Annotated in this window: 12 protein-coding genes, 1 other RNA gene and 1 riboswitch; of the genes, 5 read left to right on the forward strand and 8 right to left on the reverse strand. The window is 64.5% G+C overall.

Annotated features, from left to right (window positions below; translation table 11 throughout):
* Positions 1–2: 2 nt before the first annotated feature.
* Positions 3–1,124 (reverse strand): LPS export ABC transporter permease LptF, encoded by a 1,122-nt coding sequence (lptF, locus tag H3V53_RS06995; RefSeq protein WP_336597334.1) that lies wholly within the window; start codon positions 1,122–1,124, stop codon positions 3–5.
* A 137-nt stretch (positions 1,125–1,261) separates the two neighbouring features.
* Here lptF and H3V53_RS07000 point away from each other — a divergent pair, with 137 nt between their 5' ends.
* The 3 genes from H3V53_RS07000 (at position 1,262) to H3V53_RS07010 (ending at position 4,050) form a co-directional block, all read left to right on the forward strand.
* Positions 1,262–2,773: a leucyl aminopeptidase gene (locus H3V53_RS07000; protein ID WP_336597335.1), complete on the forward strand. Its 1,512-nt coding sequence runs from the start codon at positions 1,262–1,264 to the stop codon at positions 2,771–2,773.
* 46 nt (positions 2,774–2,819) lie between these two features.
* Complete coding sequence (locus tag H3V53_RS07005) at positions 2,820–3,236, forward strand: DNA polymerase III subunit chi (protein WP_336597336.1); 417 nt, start codon at positions 2,820–2,822, stop codon at positions 3,234–3,236.
* 91 nt (positions 3,237–3,327) lie between these two features.
* Complete coding sequence (locus tag H3V53_RS07010) at positions 3,328–4,050, forward strand: DUF2486 family protein (RefSeq protein ID WP_336597337.1); 723 nt, start codon at positions 3,328–3,330, stop codon at positions 4,048–4,050.
* A 38-nt stretch (positions 4,051–4,088) separates the two neighbouring features.
* Here H3V53_RS07010 and H3V53_RS07015 read toward each other — a convergent pair whose 3' ends face one another.
* Together H3V53_RS07015 and ilvD are read right to left on the reverse strand one after the other, a co-directional pair.
* On the reverse strand, positions 4,089–4,415 hold the full coding sequence (locus H3V53_RS07015) for a c-type cytochrome (RefSeq protein ID WP_336597338.1): 327 nt from the start codon (positions 4,413–4,415) through the stop codon (positions 4,089–4,091).
* A gap of 182 nt (positions 4,416–4,597) precedes the next feature.
* Positions 4,598–6,271, reverse strand: a complete 1,674-nt coding sequence (ilvD, locus tag H3V53_RS07020; RefSeq protein ID WP_054919595.1) for a dihydroxy-acid dehydratase — start codon at positions 6,269–6,271, stop codon at positions 4,598–4,600.
* Between the two features lie 205 nt (positions 6,272–6,476).
* Between ilvD and H3V53_RS07025 the strand changes: the two genes are divergently transcribed.
* Positions 6,477–7,442: a LysR family transcriptional regulator gene (locus H3V53_RS07025; protein ID WP_336597339.1), complete on the forward strand. Its 966-nt coding sequence runs from the start codon at positions 6,477–6,479 to the stop codon at positions 7,440–7,442.
* 254 nt (positions 7,443–7,696) lie between these two features.
* A complete protein-coding gene (gene lgt, locus H3V53_RS07030; RefSeq protein ID WP_054919602.1) occupies positions 7,697–8,602 on the forward strand; it encodes a prolipoprotein diacylglyceryl transferase in 906 nt (301 codons plus the stop codon).
* Between the two features lie 81 nt (positions 8,603–8,683).
* On the opposite strand, the gene H3V53_RS07035 is transcribed toward lgt, so the two are convergent.
* From H3V53_RS07035 to H3V53_RS07055, 5 genes are all read right to left on the reverse strand, one after another.
* A complete protein-coding gene (locus H3V53_RS07035) occupies positions 8,684–9,418 on the reverse strand; it encodes an SIMPL domain-containing protein (RefSeq protein ID WP_336597340.1) in 735 nt (244 codons plus the stop codon).
* 254 nt (positions 9,419–9,672) lie between these two features.
* Positions 9,673–10,143, reverse strand: coding sequence for an EVE domain-containing protein (locus H3V53_RS07040; protein WP_054919605.1), 471 nt, complete (start codon positions 10,141–10,143; stop codon positions 9,673–9,675).
* Positions 10,144–10,247: 104 nt separating this feature from the next.
* Positions 10,248–10,429, reverse strand: a non-coding RNA gene (gene ssrS / locus H3V53_RS07045) — 6S RNA.
* Between the two features lie 69 nt (positions 10,430–10,498).
* The gene (locus H3V53_RS07050; RefSeq protein WP_054919607.1) at positions 10,499–10,813 is read right to left on the reverse strand and encodes a cell division protein ZapA; all 315 of its coding nucleotides are present in this window, start codon (positions 10,811–10,813) and stop codon (positions 10,499–10,501) included.
* Complete coding sequence (locus tag H3V53_RS07055; protein ID WP_054919608.1) at positions 10,810–11,172, reverse strand: hypothetical protein; 363 nt, start codon at positions 11,170–11,172, stop codon at positions 10,810–10,812. The genes H3V53_RS07050 and H3V53_RS07055 overlap by 4 nt, the downstream gene beginning before the upstream one ends.
* Before the next feature lie 221 nt (positions 11,173–11,393).
* A riboswitch (cobalamin riboswitch) is annotated at positions 11,394–11,653 on the forward strand.
* The last annotated feature ends 173 nt before the right edge of the window (positions 11,654–11,826 follow it).

Raw genomic sequence — 11,826 nt, forward strand, 5'->3', positions numbered from 1 at the left:
GGTCACGCTCCCTGCGCCGGACGGTTCGAGCCGACGCCGTGGCGGCTGAACATCGCGCGCGTGAAGAGCGGCCGGTTGCGCACCCGCAGCCAGAAGATGAACACGACGATCGCCGCGACAACGATATGCAGCCCGACGAGGCCCACGCCGAACGAGACCTTGCCTTGCTCGATCCACGACTGCACGACATTCAGCAGGTTCGAATACGTCAGATAGATCAGCACGGCCATCACCAGATTGATCGTGCGGCTGCGGCGCGGGTTCTGGTGCGCGAGGGGAATGGCGAGCAGCATCAGGTTGAGGCCGATCAGCGGCAGCCCCGCGCGCCATGCGAACTCGGCGAGATTCTGGCGAGTGGGGTCGCGGAACAGGTCGAGCGTGGGCGTGCCCGTGGTGGACGGCGTGCTGACCACGGGCTGGCTCTGGATCTTCACGCCGTAGCGCTCGAACTCCATGATGCGGAAGTCGGGATGGCCCGGCTCGCCGTCGTAGCGCCGGCCGTTTTCGAGCACGACGAAGCGGTCGCCGTTTTTCTGCGTTTCGGTGTGGCCGTTCTTCGACACGACCACGTTCACCTTGCCGTTTTCCGTGCTCGTGACAAACACGTTCTCGACGTGGCTCTGATCGGGCGACATCTTCTCGATGAAGAACACGCGATGGCTCACGGCCGATTCGCGGAACTGGCCGGGCGCGAGCAGGGACACCTCGTCGCGCTGCTGGAAGCGCGCGCGGATCAGCTTGCTCTGCTGGTTCGACCACGGCCAGCCGACGAACACGAAGAACGCGATGAGAATGATGATGGGCGTCGCGAACAGGCCGATCGGCTTGATGAAGCGCGTGAGGCTCACGCCCGAGGCGAGCCACACGACCATTTCGGAATCCTTGTACCAGCGCGTGAGCACGAACAGGATCGACACGAACAGCGTCGCGACCAGCATGATCGCGAGATAGCCGATGACCGTCAGCCCGATCAGCACGAGCACGTCGCGCGGATCGATCTCACCGGACGCCGCGAAGCCGACGATGCGGATCATCATCGTCGTCAGAACCAGCGTGAGCAGAACCATGAACACGGCACCAGCCGTGTACGCCAGTTCGCGCTGGAGAGAGCGTTCAAAAATCATGGTTGATGAAGAGAGGGGGCGCTTCGGCGGACGGCGGGGTTGGGCCCCATCGCGCCTTCCGTGCAGCCGCCGCGGGAAAAATAGCGGATAATTGCGGCTTTCATCCTAAGCCCAGATTTTATCCGAGGACAAGCGCGATGGACTTTAGCATAAAAGCCTGTGATTGGAGCAAAGGCTCGACCAACGGGTTCCTTACCGGTAAATCGGATTGCATCGTGATCGGCGTGTTCGAGTCGCAAACGCTGTCGGGCGCGGCGCTGGAAATCGACGCGGCCACCAAGGGCCTGCTCACGCGCATCGTGAAAGCGGGCGACATGGACGGCAAGATCGGCAGCACGGTGTTTCTGCACGAAGTGCAGGGCATCGGCGCATCGCGCGTGCTGCTGGTCGGCCTCGGCAAACAGGATGCGTTCACGCAGAAAGCGTACGGCGACGCCGTGCGCGCCGCGTGGCGCGCGGTCCTCGGCACGAAGGTCGTGCAGGTCACCTTCACGCTCGCGCAGGCGCCTGTCAAGGAGCGCTCGTCGGATTGGGCGGTGCGCGCGGCGATCCTCGCGCTGCGCGAGTTGACGTACAAATTCACGCAGATGAAGAGCAAGCCTGACACGGGCGCGCGCGCACTCAAGCGCATCGTCTTCAGCGTGGACGCCGCCGACGAGAAACTGGCGAAACTCGCCGTGAAGCAGGGCGTCGCGCTCGCCAACGGCATGGACCTCACGAAGGATCTCGGCAATCTGCCCGGCAACGTCTGCACGCCGACCTACCTCGCCAGCACCGCGAAGAAGCTGGCAAAGGACTGGAAGCTGAAGGTCGAAGTGCTCGGCGAGAAGCAGATCGAAGCGCTGAAGATGGGCTCGTTCCTCGCGGTCACCAAGGGCTCCGTCGAGCCGCCGCAGTTCATCGTCCTGCAGTATCAGGGCGCTGGCGCGAAGGCCGCGCCCGTCGTGCTGGTCGGCAAGGGCATCACGTTCGACACGGGCGGCATCTCGCTGAAACCCGGCGACAGCATGGATGAGATGAAGTACGACATGTGCGGCGCGGGCTCCGTGCTCGGCACGCTGCGCGCCGTCGCAGAAATGGGCCTGAAGCTGAACGTGGTCGGCATCATCCCGACTTGCGAGAACATGCCCGCCGGCAACGCCACCAAGCCGGGCGACATCGTCACCAGCATGAAGGGCCTCACTATCGAAGTGCTGAATACGGATGCCGAAGGCCGCCTGATCTTGTGCGACGCGCTCACGTACGCGGAGCGCTTCAAGCCCGCCGCCGTGATCGATATCGCGACGCTCACGGGCGCGTGCATCATCGCGCTCGGCCATCACAACAGCGGCCTGTTCTCGAAGGACGACGCGCTCGCGGGCGAACTGCTCGACGCCTCGAAGGAAGCCGCCGATCCCGCATGGCGCCTGCCGCTCGACGACGAGTACCAGGACCAATTGAAGTCGAACTTCGCGGACCTCGCGAACATCGGCGGGCGTCCGGCGGGCAGCGTGACGGCAGCCTGCTTCCTGTCGCGCTTCACGGAAGCGTATCCGTGGGCGCACCTCGACATCGCGGGCACGGCGTGGAAGAGCGGCGCGGCCAAGGGTGCGACGGGTCGTCCCGTGCCGCTGCTGTCGCAATTCCTGATCGATCGCGCCGCACAATGACGCATCGCAGTACCCCCGTGCGTGCAGCAATGAAGCAGAGTCGCCGATGACCCGCATCGACTTTCATTCGAACGTCGGCGATTCGCTGCAGTATGCGTGCCGTCTCGTGCGCAAGGCGTATCAGGCTGGCCAGCCGCTCGTCGTGCTGGCCGAACCGCCGCGTCTGCGCGCGTTCGACGAGCAGCTGTGGACCTTCTCGGCCCTCGACTTCATTCCGCACTGCATGGCGGCGAGCCCGCTTGCGGCGCAGACGCCCATCGTGCTGGCATCGTCGCTCGACGATGTGCCCCATCATCAGATACTGTTGAACCTGAGCGCGACGGTGCCGCCGCAGTTCGCGCGCTTCGAGCGGCTGCTGGAGATCGTCGGCAACGCGCCTGACGAACTGGCCGCGGGGCGCGAGCGCTATCGCTTCTATCGCGACCGCGGCTATGCTCTGAACAACTACAAGCAAGGCGCCTGACCGCTCGCGGACGGCATGCCGTCCGTTCGATGCGCGGTCTTGTCCGATTAGCGCAGATCCGGCTCGTCCGATCCTTAAAGGGAGTGCTTTCGTGTCCCAATCCTCCGACCCTTTCGATCAAGACATCCCCCTGTTGACCGACGTGATGGTCACGGGCCACGAACCGCACGCGAGGACGAAGCGCCCGAAGCGAAGCGGCGGCCACGGTCACGAATCGTCTCACGGGCGCAGGCACGCGAAGGGGCATGAGGGGTCGCACGAGCCGGCCGAGGACACGGCTGCGCATGCGGGGCCGCCTGAGCCGTCCGTGCATGACGACGTTCCCGTGCTCGATTCCTTATATGAACCCGTGCAAGAACCGACGCGCGAACCCGTTGCCGAGCGGCGCGAACCTTCGCTGCGCACGGACCATCCGCCGATCGCGGCATCCGCGCCGCTGCCCGCGCGCGAACCCGCGCAGTTCGTGCCTGGCGAGGCGGAGTTCACGTCCGGCTCGACGGCGGAACACTATGTCGCGCCGCCCGAGAGCGGTTCCGTGGCGATGCATGCGGAACATCCAAACCATGCCGCCGCCGCATCCGACTACGACGCCGATGTGCTGGCCGAGCGTTTGCGCGGCCGCTTCTCGACGTATCTGAACGGCGACGGTCGCAACCTGATCGAAGCGCGTTGCCGCGACGCGTTCCAGGATCACACGACGTGGCTCGTCAATCAGATCACGCGCGAGGTCGCGCTTGCGCTGGAAACGGAAATGCTGAGATGGGTGCGCGAGGCGATCCGCGAGGAACTGGGCAACGCGACCACGGCCAGGTAGGACGGGCAGCAGCGTCGGGTCTGTCGCCCCGGGTGGCGTTACTTGAGCGTCAAGATCCAGCTTGCCAGCGACATCGCCTCGTCCGGTGTGAGCTGCGTATTAGCGGGCATCGGCACGGGGCCCCAGACGCCGGCGCTGCCTTCGAGAATCTTGCCCGCGAGGTAATGCGCGGCGTCGCTGCGCGACGCGTACTTCGCGGCGACATCGCGTAGCGACGGCCCCATGAACTGCCGCGTCACCGAATGGCAGCTCATGCAGTTCTCTTTCTGCGCGAGCGCGAGGCCCTGGGCGGATTCCGCGCGCGCTGCGCTTGTGAATGCCAAAGTGCTTGCCAGCAGGAATGCCGCATACGACTTCGATTTCATTATGGTCTCCGCCGGCTACTCTGCCCGGCTCGTGGTGGACGCATTATAAGAGCAAAGGGGCACACGGCGATCCGTGTGCCCCTTCGTGCGTCGAAGCGTTGCCATCCCATTGCTGACGATCAACTCGATACCAGCTTCAGCTCACGTGCTGCGTCGCATCACGCGCGCGCGGCCCGGGCGCGTCAGCCCGTGACGGCGCCCTTGTTGGCGGGCTTCACGAGCGCCGCGAACTTCGCCAGCACGCCGCGCGTATAGCGGGGCGCGGGCTGCTTCCACGCGCCGCGGCGGCGCTGCAGTTCGGCGTCGTCGACGTTCAGTTGCAGCAGCAGCTTATGGGCGTCGATCGTGATCGAGTCGCCGTCCTGCACGAGCGCGATCGTGCCGCCGACGAACGCTTCCGGCGCGACGTGGCCGACCACCATCCCCCACGTGCCGCCCGAGAAGCGGCCATCAGTGATGAGGCCGACGGATTCGCCGAGTCCCTTGCCGATGATCGCCGAAGTCGGCGCGAGCATTTCCGGCATGCCGGGGCCGCCTTGCGGTCCGAGATAGCGCAGCACGACGACATCGCCCGCCTTGATCTTGTCGGCGAGGATCGCGTCCATCGCGCTTTGCTCGTCGTCGAACACGCGGGCGGGGCCCGTGATGACGGGGTTCTTCAGACCGGTGATCTTCGCGACGGCGCCGTCTTCGGCGAGATTGCCTTTGAGGATCGCGAGATGGCCTTCGCTATAGAGCGCCTTGTCGATCGGGTAGATCACCTGCTGGTCGGCGCGCGGCTTCGACGGCACGTCCTTCAGTTCTTCGGCGATCGTCCTGCCCGTGATCGTCATGCAGTCGCCGTGCAGCAGCCCCGCGTCGAGCAGCAGCTTCAACACTTGCGGAATGCCGCCCGCCTTGTGCAGATCGGTCGCCACGTATTTGCCCGACGGCTTCATGTCGCAGATCACGGGCACCTTCTTGCGCATGCGCTCGAAGTCCTCGATAGTCCAGTCCACTTCCGCGGCGTGCGCGATCGCGAGGTAGTGCAGCACGGCGTTGGTCGAGCCGCCCGTCGCCATGATGAGCGCGACGGCGTTCTCGATCGATTTCTTCGTGATGATGTCGCGCGGCTTCAGATCCTTCTTGACGGCTTCGACCAGCACGCGCGCCGACTCCGCCGCCGAGTCCACCTTTTCCTGATCGGGGTTCGCCATCGTCGACGAATACAGCAGCGACATGCCGAGCGCCTCGAACGACGAGCTCATCGTATTGGCCGTGTACATGCCGCCGCACGAGCCCGTGGTCGGGCAGGCATTCTGCTCGACGCCTTCGAAGTCCTCCTTCGACATGCGCCCCGCCGTGAACTCGCCCACGGCTTCGAACGACGACACGATGGTCAGATCGACGCCTTTCCAGTGGCCCGGCCTGATCGTGCCGCCGTACACGTAAATCCCCGGCACGTTCATCCGCGCGAGGCCGATCATGCCGCCCGGCATGTTCTTGTCGCAGCCGCCGATCACGACGACGCCGTCCATCCACTGGCCTTGCACGCATGTTTCGATGCAGTCGGCGATCACTTCGCGCGAGACCAGCGAGTACTTCATGCCCTCCGTGCCCATCGACATGCCATCCGAAATGGTGGGCGTGCCGAAGGTCTGCGGATTCGCGTCGGCGCGGCGGATGGCCTCGACGGCGGCGTCGGCGAGCGGTTGCAGGCCGGCGTTGCAGGGCGTGATCGTCGAGTGGCCGTTGGCGATGCCGATCATCGGCTTGTCGAAGTCGTCCTTCTGATAGCCGAGCGCGTAATACATCGAGCGGTTCGGCGAGCGCGCGACGCCTTGCGTGATGTTCTTCGAACGACGGTTGTACGGCATGGGGAACTCCATCCAGTTGTCTTGATCGGGCCGACGGCTCGCTTTGCGCTTTCCGCTTTCGGGCTTTCGGGCTTTCGGCACGACGGCTCGCGGCAGTGCCAGCGCAGTTCTGTAGTCTAGGTCGGGCACGTCGGCCAAGAATGCGGTTTCTGCAAAACACTGTCCAATATATTATTTGGCGCTTATTAGGTCGTAAAATGTATCAATGAGCCTGCCTGTGCACCCGGATCTGCGTCAGTTGCGTTATTTCGTGGCCGTCGCCGAAGAAAAGCACTTCGGGCGCGCGGCGGCGCGGCTGTCGATGACGCAGCCTCCGCTGTCGCAGGCAATCCGCGCGCTGGAAGACACGTTGGGTGTCGAGCTGTTCGCGCGCACGCGGCGCACCGTCGAGCTGACGCCGGTCGGCGCCGACCTGCTGCCGGAGGTGCGGCGGCTGCTCGCGAGCGCGGAAGGGTTGCGACCGCTCGCGCAGAGTCTCGCGCGCGGCGAGGCGGGCGTGCTGTCGCTGGCGTTCGTGTCGACGGCGGACTACGGGCTGTTGCCGCCGTTATTGCGCGAGTTCGGCGCGCGTCATCCGCGTGTGCGGCTCGAACTGCTCGAAGCGACCAGCGACGTGCAGATCGAAGAACTGGCGGCGGGGCGCATCGATGCCGGCCTCGTCATCGGGCCGCTGCCGCCGCGCTACGCGGCGCGGGTTTCGTGGCTGCCGCTCGCGCGTGAGCCGCTGGTCATCGCGATGTCGACGGAGATGGCGGCGGGTATCGAGGCCGATGCGGAAGGCAATGCGGCCGGCCTCGAAGAATGGCGCGATACGCCGCTGAGCCTCGCGCAAACGGGCGACGCGCCGTTGGTCGTTTTCCCGCGGCGTCTCGCGCCGGCCTTTTATGACATCATTATGGATTGCTACGGCGCGGCAGGGCTCACGCCGCGCATCGGCCAGGAGGCGATCCAGATGCAAACGATCGTGAGCCTCGTGTCCGCGGGCATGGGTGTCGCGCTGGTGCCGCAATCGTTGCGTAACCTGCGGCGCACGGGCGTCGTCTATCGTCCGTTGCGCGAGGCCGTGCCCGTTGTCGTCACCGGGCTCGTGTGGCGCACGGCCGACGTGAGCCCGGTGCTGGCGGGCTTCATCGACATCGTGCGGACACACGCGGCCGCGCTTGCAGGCTGACGGCGCCCGCATGCGCGGGGCAGTGCGCCGCCATCGAGCGAACCGATCGCGTCACGGCGCGTCCAATGCGCTTGGGCCTGACGACCGCATATGACCGCGTATGACCGCGCGCCATGCCGGGCTTTCGCGGTTTTGCGGGGCTTTGCCGCGTTCTGCCGCGTTTGCCGCCCCTTGCCGGTTCGCTGCCGTTGTCGCGGAATTGTCCGCTGAATTTTTCGCCTGGTTTTCCGATCACCGAACCCTCCAACGATACGATGCACATCCACCCGAATTTCGACCCCGTAGCCATTCATCTGGGGCCGCTCGCCGTCCGCTGGTACGGCCTGATGTACCTTGTCGCCTTCGTGATGGCGATCGTCGTGGGCCGTTTGCGCCTGCGTCTGCCGCACGTCGCCGCGCAAGGCTGGACCCCGAAGGACATCGACGACATGCTGTTCTACGGCGTGCTCGGCACGATTCTCGGCGGACGCCTCGGCTACGTGCTGTTCTACAAGGCGAGCTGGTACTTCGCGCATCCCCTCGACGTGTTCAAGGTCTGGGAAGGCGGCATGTCGTTTCACGGCGGCTTTCTCGGCGTGACGTTCGCGATGGTGCTGTTCGCGTGGCAGCGCAAGCGGACCTGGCTGCAGGTGACGGACTTCGTCGCACCGATGGTGCCGACGGGTCTCGCGGCAGGGCGTCTGGGCAACTTCATCAACGGGGAGCTTTGGGGCCGCGTGACGTCGCCGGATGCACCCTGGGCGATGCTGTTCCCGGGCGCCGCGAGCGAAGACGCCGGCTGGCTCGCCGCGCACCCCGCGCAGGCCGCGCAATGGCACCTCGCCGACGTGTTCGCGCAATATCACATGCTGCCGCGCCATCCGTCGCAACTTTACGAGATCGCGCTCGAAGGCGTCGTGCTGTTCCTCGTACTGTGGTTCTTCTCGCGCAAACCGCGGCCCGTCGGCGCGACGTCGGCGGTATTCCTGATCGGCTATGGCCTCGCGCGCTTCACCGTCGAATTCGCGCGCGAGCCCGATGACTTTCTCGGCTTGCTGGCGCTCGGCCTGTCGATGGGTCAGTGGCTGTCGCTGCCGATGATCCTCGCGGGCATCGCGATGTTGCTGTGGGCATACCGGCGCAGCGGCCGCGAAGCGACGGGCGCCGTCAAGGCCAGTTGACGCGCGCTTGCGCACGAATGAAAAACGCCACGGCATGCCGTGGCGTTTTTGCTGGTGCGTGCGCGACGGTCCGCGCACGCTTCACTTCATTTGCACCGACCCCGTCACGTTGACCGTCACCGTCGACGTGCCGCCTTCGACGGGCACGGGAGCGGCTGCCTTCGCGCTGACGTCGGAGCGCATGCTCATCATCATCACCGGACGCGGCGATACGATGCCGCCGTGTCCGACATTCACCTCGCGGATCGTGTAGCCGCTGTAGCCGAACGCCTGCGCGGCTGAACTGGCCTGCTGCTTGAATGAAGCGATGGCATCGCCCGTCAGCTTCTGTTCGGCGGCACGCTGCGCTTCCGGCGACAGTGAGAACTGCACGTTGCCGACCTGCATGATCGACGACAGTTGCCCGGCGAGCTTCGACGCCGCCGCGAAGTCGTGCGACTCCAGCACGACTTCCGTGCGGCCGCGCCACGCGGAAATGCGCCCGTCGCGATCCGTCGACGGATAGATCGAGAACGAACCTGTGCGCGCCGTCACCCCTGCGGCGCCTTTGGCCTTTTGCAGCGCCTGGTCGGCATGCTGGTTCAGCGTGCCCGTCAGCGACGACGGGTCGTTTGCTTCCTGTTCATAGAACAGCGTGATGTCGACGACATCCTGCGGCACTTCTTTGCTAGCTTGCGCGTTCAGCGACAGGACGCCCGCGGGCTGGTACTGCTGCACGACGGTCTGGGCCTGGGCCGCGGATGCCGTGAATGCGAGAGCGAGCGGCGCCGCGCATGCGCCGGCGAGCGCCCACACGAGCGCGGATGGTTTCGTCATTGTTCGACTCCTTGCTTGAGGTTGTGCGCGCATGCGTCAGCGAAACGCCGCCGCCGAAGACCTCGCTTCGGCGCGCATGGCATGACGCTTGCGACGCGCAGTTAGGCGTCTGAAAGCGTCGACTGGTTCCCTGAGTGTTGCTTCGAATTGTTGCTTCGAATTGCTCCGCATCGCGCTTGAGTTTTGCTTTTCGCGCTTCACGTTCTGGGCAGTGGGCGACGCGACGGCAAGCGTTCACGCTTTCATCCGCGCGCTCACGCGGCGGGCTTGGCCAACTGCTTCGTGATGAATGTCCACTCGGCTTGCGTGACGGGCGTGATCGACAGGCGGTTGCCCTTGGCGAGCACGCGCATGTCGGCGAGTTCGGGGTGTTCGCGCAATTCGGCGAGCGGTATCAGCGCGATCTTCTTCTTGAACACGACATCGACGAGCGTCCAGCGCGGCGTTTCCTGCGACGACTTCGCGTCGTAGTACGGGCTCTTCGAATCGAACTGCGTTGGGTCGGGATAGGGCGTCGAGCACACCTCGGCGATGCCTGCGATGCCCGGCTCAGGGCAGCTCGAGTGATAGAACAGCACGCCGTCGCCGATCTTCATGATGTCGCGCATGAAGTTACGCGCCTGATAATTGCGCACGCCTGTCCACGGTAGCGTGCGCTGCGGCGCATTCGCGAGATCGTCGATGCTCGCTTCGTCCGGTTCGGACTTCATCAGCCAGTAGCGCATGAGTCGATTGAACGTGAAGTGTGGGAATGATTCGTCGAGCAGTGCTGTGCGACAACCGTGCACGCAAAGAAAAACGGCATCGGATAAGTCCGATGCCGTTCGTATGGGTCCCCGCCTTAGCCGCTAGGCCGGCATCCTGAACCTGAGGTTCAGAATTGGTCGCAGTTAGCAGCACTTCGGGTACATCAGACTGAGTGACGCGCACGCCCGTGCTACAAATTTCCGCAACCGTGCATATAGCATTGGTTCAAGGAATATATGACCTTGGCGAACCAGGCAGGGAAGCTGAAAAACGTTTGCTCTACATCTACCACATGAACCTGACCGCAATGCAATCAAGCCCGTCAGAATTTTTTTACTGCACGCTGTACTGTTGAATCACAGTGCCCAGCTGCTCATTCATCTGGTGCATTGTACGCCGGATTTCTTCGGCGGGAAATGATTCTCCGTGTCGCACGCTGGCTTGCAGCCTAAGCAGTTCCGATGCCAGCGACAGCGCCGCCATCACGGCGATGCGGTCCTGACCGCGTACGTTGCTGCTGGCACGGATCTTCGTCATCTCGGCGTCCACGCGCGCCACCGCTTCGAGCAGCGCGGCTTCCGTTTCCGGCGAGCACGCGAGGCGATAGGGCTGGCCGAGGATCGACACTTCGATCTGCTTCGTGGTCATGCATTTTCTCCGTGGCGGGTCGCGTCGTTGTTCGCGTCGTGATTGGCCTGCGCGTGCTGCTCGGGCGCGAGGAGATCGAGTTGATTGTCAGGCTCGTGAGCGCGGGCGCGCGGCAATTTCTCGAGGATCGCGTTCAGACGCACCTGGGCGTCGTCGATCTTCGCAGACAGCGCATCGCGCTCCGCCTGCAATGCGTTGCGTTCTTCACGGGCCTGTTCGAGTTCTGCGCGGGTCGACTCGCATTCGGCGCGCGCTTGTGCGAGCTGTTCTTCGAGCGCGAGGCGAGCTTCGTTATAGCGCTGGCTGATCTCGATCAGCCGGCCAATGTTCTGTGACAGTGTTTCGAGTTCGGTGAGCATGTGCTGCGTCCTCTAAAGACATGGCATTCTAGCGCGGAATGTCGCACGCTCGGACATTTGTCTCGTTTCGAGACGTAACATTAGCGCCTTAATTCCGCAATATCCAGGTGCGTGCCCGCGTGGCACGCATTTTCGCCCCTAAAAAAGGGGCTTTTTCAACAGTCCGATGTTCGGGATGCATGCGATGTGCCGCGTTTCTTGACGCGTGCATCCGCCACTTCTACACTGGCGCCCACTCAGGTGCCCGCGCGCGGTATCGCGCCGCGCGCAGTTAAACGGGAAGCAGGGAGCGAAGTCCGCCCGGACGAGCCAACCTGCGCTGTCCTCGCAACGGTACAACGACCGCAGTTTCTGCAGGTCGACTCATGCACGCATCGAGCCAAGGTGTCGAACGTCGTGCGGCAAGCCACTGTGCGTCATGCGCGGGAAGGCGGGTCGGCCAGTCGTCAGCCCGGATACCGGCCGGAGGCCTGGAGCGCGTCGCTCCTTGACAGGCATCGGCCCACGAGGAGCGGGCCGCGCACAGGCCCACAGGACTTTCTCGATGCTCATCCCGATGCATGCCACGCGTCCGACTGCGCGTTTTGCCGCGCGTTTCTCCGCGTATTTCTCTGCGCATTTGATTGATTACGCCCGCGCCCCGCTCGCCGCGCT

The sequence above is a fragment of the Paraburkholderia bengalensis genome (assembly GCF_037126505.1).
GTDB lineage: Bacteria > Pseudomonadota > Gammaproteobacteria > Burkholderiales > Burkholderiaceae > Paraburkholderia > Paraburkholderia bengalensis.